This is a genomic window from Streptococcus sp. CF8_Ac1-9, assembly GCF_024295565.1.
GTDB classification, from domain to species: domain Bacteria; phylum Bacillota; class Bacilli; order Lactobacillales; family Streptococcaceae; genus Streptococcus; species Streptococcus parasanguinis_X.
The window spans coordinates 398,399-417,025 of sequence record NZ_JANCOY010000001.1; the positions used below are offsets into that span (position 1 = coordinate 398,399).

Annotated in this window: 24 protein-coding genes and 1 tRNA gene; 4 read left to right on the plus strand and 21 right to left on the minus strand. The window is 40.0% G+C overall.

The features are described 5' to 3' along the window. Positions 1 to 266: 266 nt before the first annotated feature. From NML76_RS01950 to NML76_RS02010, 13 genes are all read right to left on the minus strand, one after another. Positions 267 to 554, minus strand: coding sequence for a hypothetical protein (locus tag NML76_RS01950; RefSeq protein ID WP_254732544.1), 288 nt, complete (start codon positions 552 to 554; stop codon positions 267 to 269). A 344-nt stretch (positions 555 to 898) separates the two neighbouring features. Beyond that, entirely contained in the window at positions 899 to 1,612 is a 714-nt protein-coding gene (locus NML76_RS01955; RefSeq protein WP_254732706.1) for a DUF6572 domain-containing protein, read from the minus strand. A 173-nt stretch (positions 1,613 to 1,785) separates the two neighbouring features. Beyond that, positions 1,786 to 2,208: a hypothetical protein gene (locus NML76_RS01960; RefSeq protein WP_254732546.1), complete on the minus strand. Its 423-nt coding sequence runs from the start codon at positions 2,206 to 2,208 to the stop codon at positions 1,786 to 1,788. Between the two features lie 245 nt (positions 2,209 to 2,453). Continuing rightward, positions 2,454 to 2,525, minus strand: a tRNA-Arg gene (locus NML76_RS01965). Between the two features lie 43 nt (positions 2,526 to 2,568). Next, complete coding sequence (gene rplS / locus NML76_RS01970) at positions 2,569 to 2,916, minus strand: 50S ribosomal protein L19 (protein ID WP_003003254.1); 348 nt, start codon at positions 2,914 to 2,916, stop codon at positions 2,569 to 2,571. A 123-nt stretch (positions 2,917 to 3,039) separates the two neighbouring features. Then, positions 3,040 to 4,203, minus strand: coding sequence for a chloride channel protein (locus NML76_RS01975; RefSeq protein WP_155125322.1), 1,164 nt, complete (start codon positions 4,201 to 4,203; stop codon positions 3,040 to 3,042). A gap of 46 nt (positions 4,204 to 4,249) precedes the next feature. Next, positions 4,250 to 4,522 (minus strand): chorismate mutase, encoded by a 273-nt coding sequence (locus tag NML76_RS01980; RefSeq protein ID WP_129824137.1) that lies wholly within the window; start codon positions 4,520 to 4,522, stop codon positions 4,250 to 4,252. Between the two features lie 63 nt (positions 4,523 to 4,585). Continuing rightward, on the minus strand, positions 4,586 to 5,029 hold the full coding sequence (locus NML76_RS01985; protein WP_003007049.1) for a flavodoxin: 444 nt from the start codon (positions 5,027 to 5,029) through the stop codon (positions 4,586 to 4,588). Between the two features lie 116 nt (positions 5,030 to 5,145). Beyond that, the gene (locus NML76_RS01990) at positions 5,146 to 5,835 is read right to left on the minus strand and encodes a hypothetical protein (protein ID WP_230454166.1); all 690 of its coding nucleotides are present in this window, start codon (positions 5,833 to 5,835) and stop codon (positions 5,146 to 5,148) included. A 97-nt stretch (positions 5,836 to 5,932) separates the two neighbouring features. Beyond that, positions 5,933 to 6,580, minus strand: coding sequence for a hypothetical protein (locus NML76_RS01995; RefSeq protein ID WP_229289614.1), 648 nt, complete (start codon positions 6,578 to 6,580; stop codon positions 5,933 to 5,935). Beyond that, the gene (locus NML76_RS02000) at positions 6,501 to 8,423 is read right to left on the minus strand and encodes a DUF3114 domain-containing protein (RefSeq protein WP_254732547.1); all 1,923 of its coding nucleotides are present in this window, start codon (positions 8,421 to 8,423) and stop codon (positions 6,501 to 6,503) included. Before NML76_RS02000 ends, NML76_RS01995 begins: the two co-directional genes overlap by 80 nt. Then, the gene (locus tag NML76_RS02005) at positions 8,413 to 8,772 is read right to left on the minus strand and encodes a DUF3958 family protein (protein ID WP_031575735.1); all 360 of its coding nucleotides are present in this window, start codon (positions 8,770 to 8,772) and stop codon (positions 8,413 to 8,415) included. Before NML76_RS02005 ends, NML76_RS02000 begins: the two co-directional genes overlap by 11 nt. Before the next feature lie 17 nt (positions 8,773 to 8,789). After that, a complete protein-coding gene (locus NML76_RS02010; RefSeq protein ID WP_031575732.1) occupies positions 8,790 to 9,059 on the minus strand; it encodes a TIGR04197 family type VII secretion effector in 270 nt (89 codons plus the stop codon). Positions 9,060 to 9,207: 148 nt separating this feature from the next. On the opposite strand from NML76_RS02010, the gene NML76_RS02015 reads away from it, so the two are divergent. From NML76_RS02015 to NML76_RS02025, 3 genes are all read left to right on the plus strand, one after another. Next, positions 9,208 to 10,152 (plus strand): bifunctional oligoribonuclease/PAP phosphatase NrnA, encoded by a 945-nt coding sequence (locus tag NML76_RS02015; RefSeq protein WP_254732548.1) that lies wholly within the window; start codon positions 9,208 to 9,210, stop codon positions 10,150 to 10,152. A 95-nt stretch (positions 10,153 to 10,247) separates the two neighbouring features. Next, positions 10,248 to 10,832 carry a DUF5336 domain-containing protein gene (locus NML76_RS02020; protein ID WP_118397966.1) on the plus strand — a complete coding sequence of 195 codons (585 nt, stop codon included), beginning with the start codon at positions 10,248 to 10,250 and terminating at the stop codon, positions 10,830 to 10,832. A gap of 161 nt (positions 10,833 to 10,993) precedes the next feature. Beyond that, positions 10,994 to 11,236, plus strand: coding sequence for a type B 50S ribosomal protein L31 (locus NML76_RS02025; RefSeq protein WP_021153079.1), 243 nt, complete (start codon positions 10,994 to 10,996; stop codon positions 11,234 to 11,236). Here the strand turns inward: NML76_RS02025 and NML76_RS02030 are convergent. After that, positions 11,229 to 11,417, minus strand: coding sequence for a hypothetical protein (locus NML76_RS02030; protein ID WP_254732549.1), 189 nt, complete (start codon positions 11,415 to 11,417; stop codon positions 11,229 to 11,231). The two genes, NML76_RS02025 and NML76_RS02030, sit on opposite strands and share 8 nt — an antisense overlap. On the opposite strand from NML76_RS02030, the gene NML76_RS02035 reads away from it, so the two are divergent. Beyond that, on the plus strand, positions 11,395 to 11,814 hold the full coding sequence (locus NML76_RS02035; protein WP_254732550.1) for an SP_0198 family lipoprotein: 420 nt from the start codon (positions 11,395 to 11,397) through the stop codon (positions 11,812 to 11,814). The two genes, NML76_RS02030 and NML76_RS02035, sit on opposite strands and share 23 nt — an antisense overlap. Before the next feature lie 49 nt (positions 11,815 to 11,863). On the opposite strand, the gene NML76_RS02040 is transcribed toward NML76_RS02035, so the two are convergent. From NML76_RS02040 to NML76_RS02070, 7 genes are all read right to left on the minus strand, one after another. After that, a complete protein-coding gene (locus NML76_RS02040) occupies positions 11,864 to 12,628 on the minus strand; it encodes a (S)-acetoin forming diacetyl reductase (RefSeq protein WP_003006860.1) in 765 nt (254 codons plus the stop codon). A 483-nt stretch (positions 12,629 to 13,111) separates the two neighbouring features. Beyond that, complete coding sequence (gene glpK / locus NML76_RS02045; protein ID WP_254732551.1) at positions 13,112 to 14,620, minus strand: glycerol kinase GlpK; 1,509 nt, start codon at positions 14,618 to 14,620, stop codon at positions 13,112 to 13,114. Between the two features lie 182 nt (positions 14,621 to 14,802). Beyond that, entirely contained in the window at positions 14,803 to 15,474 is a 672-nt protein-coding gene (locus NML76_RS02050; protein WP_254732552.1) for an ankyrin repeat domain-containing protein, read from the minus strand. A 156-nt stretch (positions 15,475 to 15,630) separates the two neighbouring features. Next, positions 15,631 to 16,386 carry a CPBP family intramembrane glutamic endopeptidase gene (locus tag NML76_RS02055; RefSeq protein ID WP_254732553.1) on the minus strand — a complete coding sequence of 252 codons (756 nt, stop codon included), beginning with the start codon at positions 16,384 to 16,386 and terminating at the stop codon, positions 15,631 to 15,633. After that, positions 16,383 to 17,138, minus strand: a complete 756-nt coding sequence (locus NML76_RS02060; protein WP_254732554.1) for a CPBP family intramembrane glutamic endopeptidase — start codon at positions 17,136 to 17,138, stop codon at positions 16,383 to 16,385. The genes NML76_RS02055 and NML76_RS02060 overlap by 4 nt, the downstream gene beginning before the upstream one ends. Positions 17,139 to 17,160: 22 nt before the next feature. Beyond that, complete coding sequence (locus NML76_RS02065; protein ID WP_049472779.1) at positions 17,161 to 17,577, minus strand: hypothetical protein; 417 nt, start codon at positions 17,575 to 17,577, stop codon at positions 17,161 to 17,163. A 3-nt stretch (positions 17,578 to 17,580) separates the two neighbouring features. Further along, a complete protein-coding gene (locus NML76_RS02070) occupies positions 17,581 to 18,468 on the minus strand; it encodes a DUF4300 family protein (protein WP_254732555.1) in 888 nt (295 codons plus the stop codon). Between the last annotated feature and the right edge of the window lie 159 nt (positions 18,469 to 18,627).

Consider the following 18,627-nt stretch of genomic DNA (forward strand, 5'->3'; position numbering starts at 1 on the left):
CTCCCTTCACACACCTACTATTTTAGAAAAATAAGAAAGGAGAGTCAAAGAAAAAGAGGAGGGGGCATAAAAGTCTGTAAAATTATTATTTGAATTTCTAAAGAAAAAGAAGCTCAATATATCGAGCTCCTAGACCATCATTTTTTGTTTTTCTTGTTTTGGGATCATTCGAAAGAACACAGCTCTAAAACTAGGAAACATTGATACTATCAACTCCACACATCCTACATAGACAGTTTCCCTTATTCTTTTAATATGCTTCAAAACTATATCTTGTACAAATTATTTAATCTTTCTAACTCTAATACATTTATACATACTTCTACTCCAGTAACTACCCCCTTACTATAAATAATTCCACAAGAAAACACAATCCTATCCGTACTCAAAATATTTGACAATATTACAAATGATTCCAAAACATAATCCTCTATAGTAATAAAACAATTATTTTCATCTTTTAAAAACTCTATAAATCCAATATCCTTACACCTATCACCCAAATGAAACCTAAGTGATTTTAAAAAATAATCAAAAAACACATCATTTTCCATAGAAAGCCCTTTCATTTTTAAAATATTATGTTATATCATACAAAAAATAGTTTTGGGACCATTCGAAACAACACGGCTCTAAAACGTCAACACTCTGTCATAAGTGAACTACTCCCCAAAAGTTAGACAGAAAAAATCTAACTTTTGGGGTGCAGTTCAACTGTCAGTGTTTTCTTTTCTATCTCTGTCCCCTGCCGAAATATAAAATATGCTTAGAAAGCCTATTCTAATGGGCTTTTAGAAAATTTTGTCTACTTCTTAGCTATCTTGTTTTTTGACTGACCTTCGCTTTAATACTTTTAATCCCTCATAAATTGATTAATTTTATTCTTCTTAGTTGTTCTTTACTCCGGCAATTCTACCTTCAAGCTCATATCCGTCGGTTGCAATACCTTCTGAACCGCTACGAGGAAGGCTAAGCCGTTATCCGATGGAGAATATTGGAAGGTGATATGGATGATTTTCTTATCAAACTTATCGCCATATCTCTCCTCATATTGCTTGCTTTCGAGGAAGTGAATGTAATTGTTAATTTTTTCCTGCAGAATTTCCAGATGGACTGCTTCTATCTCTTTCTGCCAGCCGACTGAATCCACCAGAAGAAGCTCTAAATGATTATCAACTATACCAATAGCGTCAAGTTCGCTAGGTTCTAGTTCTGAAACAATAGCTTTTTTTACAAGAGATTTAAACTCTTCAACATCAAACAACTCAGGTTGATCTTCTATATTTGGCAGCATAGTTTCAGGATGATTACGTATATAGTTTCTATCAATATCATCTTGCTTACTTAAGGGCCAGTGCCCTGTTTCGGCATAAATCATCACCTCATATGCGTCCCTAGAAGATTGAAATGCTTTATCCATTAGCTCCTTAGTAATGGGGGAGCATACTTCTGGGCCCATAGCTCCTCCAACTTCTTTAAAGAAGCTAATTTCGTAATAACCATCTGTTTCATATACAACAAATCCATCGCCTCTATGTACAATCGTATTGGAATGATTATAATCATCTAACTCATCTGCCTTTGGCCAACGATGATGTTCACAATAAAACATTACTTCTAAAGCATCTTTTTCTGATTTCGAAACACGTTCTGCTAATTTTTGGCTAATGGGAAAGTTAAGCACTTCTTTCCCTCTACTCCACAGGATCTGATAATCATTCTTGTTTTTTAATACCGTACAATTTTTGTATTGTTGAATTTCTGTTGTCATACTATTTCTTTTTTCTATTTCAATGGTGATACATAATCATCTGGAAGTTTACTCATTGATTCTATCCATTGTTGTTCCGCTTTGGGAATAAGTATTTCAAGTTCTTTGTTACTAAAAAGCAACTGATTTTTGCGGTTAGAAATCAGCACAATTGGCTTTTTTCTAGCTCTATCTTTTCTAATTTCGTTCTTTTCTTCTTCTGACGGTGGCCAAGAATCGTGTCTAATCTTCCAAGATACTTCGCTTAGCGTTCTTTCCCCACTATCTAATAAAGCAAACAGCTCATTTGGTAATTCATAGACAACTAACCAAGAAACTACGGTTCCTTCTTCTAAAACCAAATAATACTTGTCCTCATCTCTCCATATATGCTGACCGTATCCTTTTACCTCTTCAAACTTGGTAACATCTTCCCATTCTAGTTTTGTTGGTTTCATTTGTACTCTCCTAGTGCAAGTTATTCTCTCAACCAGAATATCATAAAATCAGGCTTCTTTTTTTCTTCCTCAATAGGCGATGCCATCTTTTACCCATTAATCCGATCTCATTATAAGGAGAGAAATCCCAATCAAATTAGTACTTTATACTTTCCCCTATTATACCACACAAGCACTTTCCCAAGATGCACTCTAACATTATCCAACAAAAAAACACTGAAGCTTCAGTGTTTTCTTTCTATTTATGTCCCCTGCCGGAATCGAACCAGCAACTACTCCTTAGGAGGGAGTTGTTATATCCATTGAACTAAGGGGACCGATAAAAAAAGAAGCGAGATCACTCCCGCCTCCTTGTTCGTCTTAACGACGGATTTCTTTAATACGAGCTGCTTTACCTTGCAATGCACGAAGGTAGTACAATTTCGCACGACGTACTTTACCGTAACGTACAACTTCAATCTTTTCTACACGTGGAGTGTGTACTGGGAATGTACGTTCAACACCGACACCGTTAGAGATTTTACGAACAGTGTACATTTCAGTGTGTCCTTGACCTTTACGAGCGATAACAACGCCTTCAAAGATCTGGATACGTTCACGAGATCCTTCGACAACTTTCGCGTGTACACGAACAGTGTCACCAGGACGGAATGCAGGGATATCAGTACGAAGTTGACCTTCAGTCAAGCTTTGGATTAATGGATTCATTTTATTCTCCTATCTTCGTCAATCTTGAGGGACCTCCCTCAGCGGATAAACTGTATTTTTGTGCTTCCATTACGCACAGAAACTATCATATCAGATATCTTCAGGTTTGTAAAGCTCTTTTCTCTACTTTTTCGCAACTTTTTGACCGGAATAAATACTCCACTCTTTTGGCAGGCAATAGGCGATGGCGCAAGCAATGACAAAGAAAGGAAGATTGGCATAGCCAAAGACTTCTCCTCCGATCAAGATCGGTGCGAGCAAGGTCGTCGTCGCACTGCCAAAGACACTGGCATATCCGATAGCGGCCACGACTAAGACTGGTAAGCCCAGCATTGGAGCAAGGAAGACGCCAAGTGTAGCTCCGATCGCAAAGAGCGGGGTCACTTCTCCTCCTTGGTATCCAGCAGAGATGGTCACCACGGTAAAGAGGAGCTTCAAGATCCAGTCATAACTCTGCGCTCTACCCTGATGAAAAGCCACATCAATCAGATTGGTTCCAAGTCCACTATAAGTACCGACCTTGGTCAGCTGGAGGGTTAAGAGGACCAAACTGAGTCCAGCCCCTATAAGGGCAATCCGGATATAAGGATTAGGCAAGACTTGAGCGACTGTTTTCTTCAACCAGGAAAGGCTAACTGCAAAGAGTTTCCCAGCGAGTCCAAAAGCCAGGCCAAGTAGAGCGACTTTGATCAAGGTCTCTGGTGTCCAGCTCAGCGTTTCTCTTAGTGGTACAGCAAATTTCTCCAAGCCAAGGGCATGAGAGGTGAAGCTAGCCACGATTGAGGCGATGAGCGCTGGATAGAGAGCCATCAACTGCAACTCCCCAACTGTCAAGACTTCAAGGGCAAAGAAGGTTGCTGCGAGCGGCGTCTGAAAGAGCCCCGCAAAACCAGCTGCCATCCCGGTCATGAGAAAGATACGCGAAGCATCTGGAATCTTGATATGACGGGCAAAACGATGCGAAAGGGTCGCTCCGATCTGGACTGCTACACCTTCCCGACCGACCGAACCACCAAAGAGATGGCTCATCCAGGTCGTCAGCATGATCAAAGGCACCAAGACCAAGGGGATTTTCTCCTCACGAGCGTGTCCGACATCAAAGATGAGGCCCATTCCTTTTGAAGCCTTGCCACCAAAACGTTTATAAAGATAAACGATGACAAGCCCCGCTATGGCCAGAAAAAGAATCAAGGGCCAATGCTGGCTTCGAAAATCTCCTATCAGGAGAAGACCTTGACCAAAAATCATATCAATAGCACCAACCAAGAGTCCAATGAAAAGCGCCATCCCTGTTAGGACCACATACTGTTGTGCTTTTTGCTTGATAGATAGACTAGTCACGCGCCCTCACCTCCTCTTGGAAGTCTCTCGAGCGCTTCATCATATCTTGAAACTGAGCTTGAATGGTCGCCCGATACTGCTCATCCGTCACGAGAGAGCCAACTTTCTCAAGTACCTCTCTTTCCCTTCCTTGATCGAGCACAGGTATCCCCTGCTGCTCCTTATATTCTACAATCTGACCGACACAGACCATCCGTCTTTCCAGCAAGGCTACAAGCTCTTGATCGATTTGGTCAATGTCCTTACGAATCTGATCTAAATCCATGTGTCTCCTCTTTATTTTGGATATAAATCGAGGCTTTAATCCATCGATCCAGCCTCTTTGTCATTAATTTGCTTTTGCTACGAGTTCTTCTGCAAAGGCTTCTAATTTTTCAATGTCTTCGTCTTCTGCAGACAAATCAACTTTGACACACTCAGAACCTTTTTCAGCACCAGTCGCAGCGAAGCAACGGTCGAAATCATCAACTGCTTTACAGAATTCATCGTAGAAGGTATCACCTGATCCTACCACACCGTAAAGTTTGCCTTTGAGATCAAGGCCAGCCAAATCTTCGTAGAAATCTTGGATCTCATCTGGAAGCTCTCCATCACCGTAAGTATAAGTCGCTACCACTGCGATATCCGCATCAAGGAAGTCCTCCGCATCCACAGTTGTACACTCATCCACATCTACTTCGACACCAAGATCACGGAATTTGTCCGCTACGATATCAGCAATTTCTTCAGTATTTCCAGTCATACTAGCAAAAACAATCTTCGCTACAGTCATAATTTCCTCCCAAAAGCTATTTCCCGTATTATACCACTTTTTCAAGCATTTTGCACGAAACCTTTCCCGATAAGGTGAAAGAAGGGGCTTGTTTCAAGAATTTGGACTGATTCTACTTAATCGCCCTTGTTCTCTTCTTGAATTGCTTTAATAGTTTTAATTTCTTCATCCAACTTCTTATCAAAATCAGACTTATTTTTGAAGGGATACGAATAGGTGCGCCAAGGGTACCATTTTAGACCTTCTTCACCCTTATAGTACCACTCGATTCTAGTAGGTAAGAATTCTTTGTTGTAGGTGATACGGACTTTGGAGAATTGGCTATCCTTGATAGAATATCTACCTTCAAATTCAGGCGGATATTCCTCTTTCATTAATTTATCATCCACAAATCTTTTCGGTGAACTTGTAATCTGATAGTTAGATTTCTTAATTTCATCAGTAGTAATTTTCTTACTTAACAGAACTGACGATAGTTCTTCATTTACTGCAGATTTGTAATACTGTTTACGATCCCAGTCCGCTTTATAACCACCATAAACTGTATCGTCTTTCACTGCCGTTTCATCATTATAGTAATATTCTTTTTTCTCAAGGTCCACCCCAACCTCAAAATGCTCATCGGTAGAATCTCCCATTTTAATCATAACAAATTGCTTTTTCTTTAAAACATTCAATGCCGGTTGATTGTAACTGCAACTACTTAGGAATACTGCAATAAGTATTACGAGCAACACTACCACAATTTTTTTTGGAAATTCTAACCATCGTTTTCTTTTAATTAATTGTTTAACTTCTTTTATCATATCCATTTCATTCTAGCAAAATATACATCCAAAGTGAAGTGTTAAACTATTCAAAAAGCTGAGACATATGTAAGCTCAGCTTTATCTCAAAACTAGGTTAATCTCCCTCATTTTCCTCTTGAATTTCTTTAATATTTTCGATTTCTTCATCCAGCTTTTTATCAAAATCAGACTTATTTTTGAAGGGATACGAATAGGTGCGCCAAGTGTACCATTTTAGTCCTTCTTCACCCTTATAGTACCACTCAATTTTTGTTGGTAGAAATTCTTTGTTGTAGGTGATACGGACTTTGGAAAACTGACTATCCTTGATAGAATATCTACCTTCAAATTCAGGCGGTTGTTTTTCTTCTAATAATTTTTTATTGATGAATGAATCAGTTGAACGAGTGATTTGATAGTTGGAATCTTTTATATCTTTAATATTAATTTGGTGATTTAAAAGTGCTGAAGTGAGCTCAATATCCAAAGCTCTTTTATAATACTCCGCAGCACTATATTCCTGACTACCACCATACAATTTATTATTTTTTATTGCAGCTCCATGGTAATAAAAAAAATCTTTTTCTTTTAAATCAAAACCTGCACTGATTGATAATTTTTTATCATTATCTGAAATACTTTGAGTCTCAATATAACGTTTATTTATTAATATTGAATGAGTATCACTTATGCTCTTTGATGTACTCAGGGCTACGAGTATACTTATTATACCCGCGATCGCTAGGCTTAATGCCACTAGCATAACTTTTATATTTATTATACTCTTCCATTTTTTCTTTTTCTGACATTCCTTTTGTATTACGTTGCCATGCTTCATAGTCTTCATGTCCTCCTCCTTTTACAATATCCGCAAATTGACCTACATGAGCAGTTTTTTCATCTGTTTTACCCAAATCATTTTCATAGCGAAATAGTCTTTTTGCTTCAGTTCGAGTAGCTGGCTCAGGGGTACCACCTACATCAAGCATTCCATGTTTACCTTCGTAAAACTTAGTAACATCTGAATTTTGACCTTTTGAAGGACCATAGTTGAAGGATTCCGTATTGGCAATTTCCCTTAATTCATCTTTAAAATAATTATTTGGATTAGAATCATAGCGACCATTTGCTAGCTTGTGATTATCATAGGCATCCCATTGACTGTCAAACTCGCCGGTATCCAAATTCACAATAAATTCCACCATCCGGGCATTGTTCAAATCTTTTCCTTTAGCTGAATTGCCCTGAGGGACTTGAACTTTCATATTATAGGGACGTTTGAAGCCATCTTTTGGATTAAAGCGGTTATGGTAGTTAGAGCCGGTTGTGTAATCAAATTCAATATTATTTTCTTTACCATATGCTAACAGTTTCTCGTAATCATTTGCACCTTCGTAATGATTGCGAATATAGTAAATTGCTTGACGATCCAGATAGTAGCGGAAGAAATGAACTTGCTGCCTAAGTAAATCTTTTTTGTAATTAAGATGTTTATCACCGAATGCTTTTACAACATCACGTCTGAAATACATGTTGAAATCACCATGTGGTGGTAGATTCTCTGAAATCTTATGCGTTTTGCTTGTCAAATGCATAAACTGCTTTTTGTCCGTTTCTGCACCCAATTGCTTAAGAACCAGTTCTACTTTTGCTTTTGAATCTAGTTTACTACTAGCATACATTTCTGTATAGATATCTGATCCAATCTCCTTGGTTTCTGCATACAAAGCATCTCTCCTTGCATTTAACTCACTGCCTGTCTTGGCATCAGCAGTTCTTTTTGAAACGCCTTTAACATAACCTTTGATGGCATCCTTATCCCAGCCATCTATTTCTTTAAGGTTCACTGATTGTTCACGTAATCCCGTAAGAAATTGGTTATATTCGAACGCTGTTACATCCTTTGGTTTCTTTGGCAAATATTCATTTTCAAACTCTTTATTCTTAATCGTTTCATTTACGAGATCAGACCAGGATAAATCCTTTGGAATAGAATACATTCCAGTATTTGGATTCCACGCTACGTTAATTTGATTGACAGCTATTTGAATAGCTTGGGCTAAGACATCAATTTCCCAGAAGATACTTGGCGATGATGCATTAAACGCTCTGAGTTTATTTAATTTTTCTTGTAGTTTATTTTTAGTAGCTTTAAAAATACTTTCTAATACGTTTAATCCTTGAATCCTCTGTAATCTCTGCAACCGTTGAAAATCTCCAGCACTAGTCGATTTACTAGCAGCAATTTCATTGATCTCTGCATGAAAGATAGCAATCATCCGATCACACTGTTCAATATCAGAAACCAACTTTTCTTCCTGTAAGTCCTCGTCAGCCACCTCCGAGCGATAGGATGCTGGAAGCTTCTTCACACTTTCTTGTGTAGCTTCTGCTAAAGCAACCCCAGCCTCCTTCAATGGCTGGACAACACTTGTCACAAAGCTTCTAAAAGAGTCGTAAGCTTGGCCAGACAAGCGCGAGGCAGAATTTTCTATTTGAGTTAATGATGTTTCTAGTGATTCATAGGCTTTCAATTGTTGCTCAATCATAGTACCTGTGCTACTTGCTTGGCTATCCAAACTACCGCGATAAACTTCAATTCCCATCTTCACTCTCCTTTTCAAAGTTTAGTTTTTTTCGTTCGTGATAAATATCATTTAAATCATCTTCGATTGTTCTTTTTTGGATAGCTAATTCATCTATTTCTTCCAAATAACTAGTTGAAATTTTTCGCGATTCATGAAGGGCTTCCTCCTGAAGGTGGTCAAAAAAATTTCTAGAGGAAGGATAAGATTCAAATGCATTCCATAAAAAACGGTTTGCATCATAGCTATACGCTTCAAAGCGGTTAAAATCCTCTTCCAACTTTCTTGTTTCTTTTATAATAGCTCTTTCTTTCTGGAAAAGTTGGTCTTCTTTTTTTCTTAATTCTGACAGTCGTTGATCGTAATCCATCTTCCTACTCTTTCAACCTATTGCATGCTCGCAGCAGTCGCTTCATCCACTTCTGTAAATCCAGTTGAAACACTTTGAAGATTGGTCCCAATTGACTCAATCGCTGCTTCAATTTCTTCTGCTTTGGTTTTAGCAGTATCAATGGCTTGATGAGCTGCATCATTTCCAGCAAGAATCGTTTTCTCATCTTTTGTAGCTGCTGCAACTCCCGAAAGTGTATCCCCACTATCTTTTAAAGAAGCCGCTAACTCTTGTGCTGTCTCAGCATTACTTTTAATTTCAATCATCCTAGTCCCTCCCATACTCAATCTATTCATCCATTCTACCAAAATAATGAAGTTCTGTAAAACCGCTTCCACTGCCCCTACATAGTGATAAATGCTTGCTGTATGGGCCTTTTTTATGTTAAAATTGACAGAGAAAATGAGGTAATGTATGAACGTAATGAATGACATTCTTGAAAAAATTCAAGCTTATGACACGATTATTATCCACCGTCATCAAAATCCGGATCCGGATGCGATTGGTAGCCAAGTGGGCTTGCGGGATCTCCTGCGTGCGCACTTCCCTCAAAAGCGGGTCTTGGCAACTGGCTATGATGAACCGACCTTGACTTGGCTTGCTGAGATGGATGAGGTCAAGGATGAGGATTATGAGGGGGCTTTAGTGATTGTCTGTGATACGGCCAATACTCCCCGCATCGATGATAAGCGCTATACGAATGGTGATTTCCTGATTAAGATTGACCACCACCCAAACGACGATGCTTATGGGGATCTGCTCTGGGTCGATACTGAGTCTAGCTCTACCAGTGAGTTAATCGCACTTTTTGCTAAGGAATTGGATCTTGAACTTCCTGTAAGTGCTGCGCGTCTTCTCTATGCTGGGATTGTCGGCGATACAGGTCGCTTCCTTTATCCTGCTACTTCGACTCGGACCTTTGAGATTGCTGCAACCCTTCGCAGCATTCCCTTTGATTTTACAGCACTTGCTCGGCAGATGGATACGATCAACCTTAAGACAGCTAAGCTTCAAGGCTATGTCTATGATCATCTAGAGATCGATGAATATGGTGCTGCGCGTGTTACCTTGACACAAGAGCTCTTGAAAAAATTCGATCTACGAGATTCCGAGACTGCTGCAATTGTCGGAGCTCCTGGACGCATCGATACCGTATCTGTTTGGGCTATCTTTGTCGAGCAGGCCGACGGTCACTTCCGTGTCCGGATGCGTAGCAAACGAAAAGTGATCAACGAAATTGCCAAACGTCATAATGGTGGTGGCCATCCACTAGCTAGTGGAGCTAACTCCTACTCCCTCGAAGAAAATGACCAAATCTACCAAGAGCTACAAGAAGTGGCACGCACAAACGAAGGCTGAGAACGGTTTCTCAGCCTTTTTATCATGGTCATGGGGTTTTCATTTGATCTTTCTTATGGTAAAATAAAGCTAATAAATTTTTAAGGAGACTTATTATGGAAAAAAATCGTTTGTTTATCATTATCTCTGCTGCGGTAGCGATTCTTAGCTCTTTCTTGCCATGGGCAAGCCTGAATGCTGGTGCTTTTGGTTCATACAGCTGGAATGGTCTTCGCGGAGATGGATGGTTCGTTATTATCTTCGCAGTCGTTGCGATTGTCCTTGCATGCTTGAATGATGTAAAATCTTCACTACCAAAAGGTTTTGCAATTGGTGTTATCGTATCTGGGGCTCTTTCAACTGTTGTAACATTGATTGATGTATTCAGTGTAAACAAGTACGCTGCTGACTTCAATGGTTATGGCGTTTCAATTGGCTTTGGGTTGATCCTTGCTTTGATCGCATCAATCGCTATTGTTGTGACTGGTCTCTTGGCAATGTCAGGTGGTAAAATCACTAAAGGAACCTTCGAAGAACTTGCTGAATCAGGTAAAGGATTTGCCCAATCTGTTGGACGTGTGACAACTTCTACTGTAAAAACTGCTGTAGATGAAATCAAAAAAGAAACTCACGAACATACTGAGGGACAAGCTGATCAACCGGTTGAAGCACCAAAAGATCCAAACCAATCTGAACAATAATAATATCAGAATCACCTTGGCTTAGCCAGGGTGATTTTTTTGACCATTATTTTAAATAAAATTAGTGAAAATACTTGTCAAGATCCTGGAAATTTGGTACACTAGCTAAGTAACAATCTATGGCTCGGAAAGAGACCATGGCAGAAAGGAAATATTGCAAAATGAAAAAAGATATCCATCCAGAATATCGCCCTGTTGTCTTCATGGACACTACTACTGGTTACAAGTTCGTCAGCGGTTCAACTAAGTACTCTAGCGAAACAGTTGAATTCGAAGGTGAAACTTATCCATTGATCCGTGTTGAAATTTCATCAGACTCACACCCATTCTACACTGGACGTCAAAAGTTCACTCAAGCAGATGGACGTGTGGATCGTTTCAACAAAAAATACGGTCTCAAATAAGTACCAACACAGAACCACTTCCCTTTCGGGAGTGGTTTTTTTGATCTAAAAATATGAACATATAAGGAACACTTTCTCCCTTTTCTGAAAAATCATTTTCATTGTTTTCTCCTCTATCCTCTGCTATACTTGGATTATCAAAGAAAGGAGACAAGCCGATGACATTGTCCAATAAATTCACACTTTCTCTTGCCTCACTGGCAGTTCTTGGTCTTTTAGCAGCCTGCTCGAACCAGACAGCTCAAACACCTGCAAACTCTGCTAGTTCACAACAGGTTTCTTCGAGCGCTTCAATCTCTAAAGATTCTCAAACGGCTAGCCAAGCTGAAAATCTAGACGGTACATACAAAGGGACTGATGAAAATGATCAGATCACTCTGACCCTGTCTGGTACGACGGGCACATGGGAGGAGGTTGAAAGAGATGGCGAGAAAGAAAGCAAGCCTGTAACCATTCACGCCGACAATCATACTCTCACTGTGGGGGATGATCTCAAATATTACAAACTAGAAGGTAACCAACTCACTATTGAAGATGACGATCGCGATCCTTCTGATACCATTGTATTAACGAAATAGCATAAAAAATAAGAGGTTAGGATGTTGATCCCAACCTCTATTTATTATCTTAATGGAACTGCATCCCACCATCTACGATAATGGTTTGTCCTGTGATGTAGTTTGAATCAGGTCCAGCAAGGAAGCTGACCGCTGCTGCTACATCTTCTGGTTCTGAAAGACGTTTCAAAGTGATATCTTTAGCGAATGTTTGCATACCCCATTCGTCGTCTTTGCCCGCGTTCTTACCTACTTCATGAGCAATGTCAAACATCATTGGAGTCTTAACGATACCTGGTGCATAAGCATTGACAGTGATTCCTGAATCAGCCAAGTCACGTGCCAAAGTTTGCGTAATCCCACGAACAGCAAACTTAGTACCACCATAGACAGTCAAGTTAGGGTTACCTACAACACCTGCTTGTGAAGTTGCATTGATGATTTTTCCGCCATGACCTAGTGCTTTGAACTGAGCTTGAGCCGCTTGTGCACCCCAAATCACACCACCAACATTAATAGCAAATGTACGTGTAAATTGTTCTTCTGTAATTGTATCAAGTGGTGTAGTTGGCGCAACACCTGCATTGTTCACGACAACATTCAAATCTCCAAAATGGTCAACAACTTTTTGGAAAGCTGCAGCTACTTCTGCTTGTTTGGATACATCAGCAACGACCGCAAAAGCATTTTCTGCGGACAACTCAGCAACTGCTTTTTCAGCTGTTTCAGCATTGTAGTCCAATACTCCGACCTTGAAGCCATCTTGCACCAAACGTTTTGCGATTGCAAAACCGATTCCTTGACCAGCACCAGTGACAATAGCTACTTTAGACATATGATTCCTCCTTGGTATCAACGATACCAGCAAACGTTCATAGAAGAACAGCAAGGGTTGACAACTAGTTTTGGGTGAGTCTATCATCAGTTCCTTCCAAAACTATGCTAATAGTATACTCCTTTGTGAAAAAAGTGTCAAACTCTGGCCTGTTATTTTTAAAAAAAGTTTATTTATATGATATTTTTATTTAGTGATAAATGAACTAAACCATGAGATAGAGTATAGCTTTTACCTACAACGGATCACTATTCTATTCTGTAATAGCTACATAAAAAGAGATTGGGACAAAAGTCCTAGCATCTCAATTGTCTTTGGATTGTCGAGCAAGACGCAGTGGTTGAGTGGACTCTACTACGCTGATTTCATCAGCTTTTACAGCCCTACTCAACTGTGCGGAGGTGGGACGACGAAATCGAATTCTAACGAATGACCGATTTCTGTCCCACTCTCTCTCATAAACGATTCATTTGATGAGTCCCTTTAGTCATCAGACTCTGCAAATACTTGAGTGGCTTTGACTGCTTTCTTCCATCCCTTGTACAATTTCTCTTTGCGAGCTTCATCCATCTTGGGTTCAAAGATTTGAGCTGCTCCATGAAGAGATTTTAATTCATCTAAGTCCTTCCAATAGCCTACTGTCAGACCTGCTAGGAAAGCTGCTCCTAAAGCCGTCGTTTCCAAGTTTTTGGCACGAGCAATTGCAATTCCAAGAATATCTGCCTGAAACTGCATTAAATAATCATTTTTCGCTGCTCCTCCGTCTACTTTTAGGACAGGGATAGGAGTTTTAGCATCCACCTGCATGGTGTCAATGATATCGCGTACTTGGTAAGCAATGGATTGAAGGGTTGCTTTGATAAAGTCTTCCTTGGTCGTTCCCCGAGTAAGTCCAAAGACAGAACCACGCGCCTCTTGATTCCAGTATGGGGCTCCAAGACCCGTAAAAGCAGGGACCACATAGATTTCATCCTGGTTCTGGGACTTCAGAGCATAGGCTTCCGATTCAGGAGAACTGTCGATCATACGCAGACCATCGCGAAGCCATTGAATAGCACTTCCAGCGATAAAGATAGAACCTTCTAATGCATAGTAGACCTTGCCATTGATCCCATATCCGATAGTCGTCAGCAAGTTATTTTCTGACAACTGCATCTCTTCACCCGTATTCATAATGATGAAGGATCCAGTTCCATAAGTATTTTTGACCATACCAGGTTCAAAAGCCAATTGACCAAAAAGGGCGGCTTGCTGGTCTCCTGCCATCCCCGCAATCGGTACTTGTCCACCGTAGAAATGGAAAGGGGCAGTCTTGCCATAGATTTCAGAGTTTGAACGCACCTCAGGAAGCATGGCTTTAGGAATGTTGAGGATTTCTAAGATTTCATCGTCCCATTTCAGATCCTTGATATTGTAGAGCATGGTACGGGCAGCATTGGAATAGTCTGTCACATGGGCTGCTCCATCCGTCAGCTTCCAGACCAACCAAGTATCAATAGTCCCAAAGAGCAATTCTCCTTTTTCCGCACGCTCTTGTGCTCCTTTAACATGATCCAAAATCCAACGAACTTTAGTTGCTGAAAAGTAAGCATCGATGACCAAACCTGTCTTTTGGTGGAAGGTTTCTACATAGCCTTGGTTTTTGAGCTCTTCAGCTAGTGGAGCAGTTTGCCGTGATTGCCAGACAATAGCATTGTAAATGGGAAGACCCGTATTCTTATCCCAAACAACTGTCGTTTCCCGTTGATTGGTAATACCGATCGCCTCGATTTGATTGGGCTTGATGCCACTTTCAATAAAGACTTCAGCGATCACCGACTGAACAGAGTTCCAAATCTCATTGGCATTGTGCTCCACCCAACCAGCCTGCGGAAAAATCTGAGTGAATTCCTTTTGGCTAGAGCTAACTTGCTCGCCTTTTTTGTTAAAAATGATGGCCCGCGAACTAGTGGTTCCCTGGTCAATCGCCATGATATAGGTTTCTGGTGACATAAACTGTCCTCCTAAATAAGGTACTTAAACATCTTGTTCTTTCATAAACTAGTATACTCTATTTCATCTAGGAATTGTATCCATTTTTTTAATAAATTACTGTCTAAATTTTCCAACTGCTTCTAACTCTATCAGATCTAATTAAAAGAGCCCTAAGGCTCTTCTTAGTATTTCAAATGTTTTCAAGATTTGCTCAGATCTAAGCGATTTAAGAACTCCATGGTCGGACTGTCCTGGTAAAGTTCTTTGAGAGGAATCTTATGATAGGCAGAAATCTCTTCTGATGTTACACCGTAACGAATCAGGAGATCATAAATACGATTTAAATCATGACGTAATTCATCCGTAATGAGGACATTATCGCTCGTTTCTTTTGTTTTCCAATAATAAGATGGCAGCACTTCCTTGGTTTCAATTAAAATAGTTTGCAACAAAGTCCCACCATGACTGTCTTTCTGAGAAATATCGGCTCCAAGTTCCAACATTTTCTCAAAAACCTTGAAAGACAGGTCAGCCTTTTCCTTAGACGAATACATTTCATATTGGCCATTCCAGCGTTTGATCATGCGCCTGCAGTCAAATACAGCTCGTCCACCGGCTGTTTGGATGACTGGTTGACAAAATGGATTCAGCTCTGTCGGCTCTTCGATAAAGTTAAGATCTGCCCCTCTATCAATGAGTAAGTCTGCAATATCTAAATGTCCCGATTTGATAGCGACTTGAAGGAGTGACTGTCCCTGATCTCTTTTAGGTTTGTCACCCGAAACAGCATTGACTTCTTCAGGCTTTTTATCCAATATCTGACGGACTCCCTCTATATCTCCTCTTCGCAACAACTGAAAGGTTTTTTGCATGGTCTTTCCCCCTCTCATTATAGATAAAAATAACACTATGTTGATACTTTGATCCTATATCTAGCATCTTCATTAAACTGATTATAGCATTTTATGGACTTTACATTGAATTCCTAAAGGGTAAAGATGACAGACTTCCACCGAAGAGGTACAACTCTATTTCTCTGATTTTCGTATAGCCACTAGCCAAGAGGATACAAGGATTTCGAAAATAACTAGAAAGATAATCTGAGGAAGAGAACTTTGAACCAGCATAAGGACAGCCAGACTATCAATTAGCATATGAGCGAGGATACAAGGGACAGCTCCTTTCGAGTACTCCCTAAGCGCTCCAAATAGGAAGGTATTCCCTAAGATCATCAGGTAAAAGATGAGGTAGTTGGACGAACCTGCTGTAATCCAAGGGAGTTGATAGATAGGAATATGCCAGAGGAACCAGACAATGGAAAGAAGCATCATTTTAGGTATAAAGTGCTTACTATAGGAAAGATGATCTTGTAAAAACCAACGCCAACCGACTTCTTCTAGACCGCCATATAATAAGGTCCAGGGGAAATAGAGGAAGAAGGCCAAGAGGGAGTTTCCTGTAAAGCGAACATTTATGAGCAGGATGGAGATCCCATAATAAATGACGGGGATGAAGAAAGCTAGGATCCAGGCCAGGGAACTTTCTTTTTGAAGAAAGACCTTTTTGAAAAATTCTCCCAGGGATTTAGTTTCACCTAAGACGATGGAAAAGCAAAGAGCCGTTATCATGGGAATCAAGTTCATTAGGATAAACAGGAGTGAGGCCCCCATACTACTCCTATCTGGGAAAAACCAAAGGATAACTTGCCCTACTAGAAATGTAGCAAGGAGGGCTGTCAGTGCATACCAGATAGCGACTGATTGTTTTGAAATAAATTTGCTCATTTTTCCTCCTTTAGAGTTACATACTTCTTTCTTGCAATCATGATTGCTAAACTAATAATAAGAATTTTACTGACTATAGATAGCCATCCCTCTTCATTCACTAGAATCTGAGACAAGGAATTAATACAGGCATGAGTCATGACACAGAGCCATAAATTTTGCGTTTTATGATACAAGGCCGACAAGATAAAGCAGTTAGTTAGCAGACCTACTAGAAACGGAAACAATTGAATGACAGCTAAAGAACCGTCGATATAAAAGTATAGTAGATGCCAACTAGACCAAGCTAAAAAGGTGATCAAAGAAGCTGAAAAATAAGGTATTTTTTCCTGCAAAGTTGGTTGAAAGAAATAACGCCAGCCAATTTCTTCAACTCCACCAAAAAGAAGAGCCTTGAAAAAGAGCACTACTGGCAAGACCAACGATTGAGTGGTGATCTTACCACCTAAGATAAATGGGAAAAAGTCGAGTAACAAGAAAACGAGCACCAAGCAATAATTTGCCAAACTGTCTTTGACTTGAAAAAAATCTTTTAGAAGTTGTTTGAAACTAGATTGATAGTAGCCAATACTAGCAAGACTACCCCAAAATGCAGATGATAAGCCACCTACAATAATAGCGATGATACCAAATGATGATGTAAAATCAACCTTGACTCCTCCTGCTCTTAAAAAACAAACCAGAAGGCTGACTCCTAATACTTGACCAAAGGTCCCTAACAAATACATAGATAGGGCTTGCTTTCTACTCATTCGCGATTCCTTTTTCTTTCAATTAATTACCAGTGCTATCTACTTTAAACCCATACTTACCTGCATTTCGTTTGAGCTTCTCAACCAGAGCTTCATTCCGCTTGCTTTTTCCAAAAAAGAAGGGAATAGTCTTTCCATTTCTGAGTTCGATATAGAAAGCATAGCGAGCCCCACCACCAGATCGTCCACGAAAAATTGCATAGGTGATTTGCTTGATCTCTTTCAGTGGGATCCTGCGACGACTGAAACACAGAGCGGCATGGATATAGAAGATTCCACGGTTAATATGGAAGGGAGCAAAGAAGGGACCGCCGCTACGTCTCACAATTGCCCTTCTTCTCAGGAAAAGGAGAACAGTAGAAGAGAGCAAGAAAACGAGCACATATAGAATCGGAGCACTCTCCATTATCTTTCTAAATTCTAACACGCTGTCTTTCATCCTCTACTTCATCTCAACCCATTTTTCATTATCCATGATAAAGGGCTTAGCCAGACCTTCGCCTGTGTAGTCTTGGTACTTGGTCTCTAAGTATTTGTAGACATCTTCCTTGGTCGCAAACTTGATGGCTTGATAGGGTTCTTCAAAGGTCAGCTTTTCGACAAAGAGATAGCCGTCCTTTGCAGGAACTAAAACGCCGACATGGCCGACAAAAAGGGTATTTCCATCCAGGTTATCATGAACGATAACAGAAAGCATGCGCGCATTTTCATTGAACTTGAAATGAGCAAAATACTCTTCCATCTTCTTGGCATGGACCTTGACATCCGTTGTCGCCTCTGTCGGAACCCGTGAATACAGAATGTTAAAGGCTTCCTTGTCTGCCTCACCGAAGATCTTCCCTTTGTCAATCGCATCATTGTCCACGAACAAAAGTTCACTATCCGCTTTCATCTTAGGAATCTCGATGCGATTCTTCAGAAGAGTATAGCTATTGATCCGGCAGTTGGTCCCGACGAAATCGCCCTTTTTCTTGGTCCACAAGTCACTGATCTTCTCAACATTGTAGTCTGTTTTCTTGAAGGTGCTGAAGTCACCCGTCAAGCCGACCGAGCCGACAATGCTATCGTAATCCGTTACTAGACCCAGAAATTTATCTACACTTTCCCGATCCAAATAAGCAGACAAAAGAGTCCGCACTTCTTCGACACTCGCCTTGTTGTTGAGGTTGCTGTAGCTTCCCCTGTAGCGCTCCTTATCTGAACTAGATTTCTGAACCGTTGAGGGTTCCTTCTTTTCTTTGGATTGCTTTTGGTTGCTACCACAAGCCGCTAAAGCAAAGAGCGCCAAGGTACAGCTAGTAAGGAGCATGATTTTTTTAGATGGTTTCATAAAATGGTTCCTTCTAATGATTGTTGTAAGCATCATTTATTTTAAAGTTTCTTAGTTTCATTATATCAATAAATAGATTGAAACAGAAAGAAAAAACTCTCTACTATAATACTGAATTTAAAACTATAGTTGAGGGTGCTGGGCATTAATAACATTTTT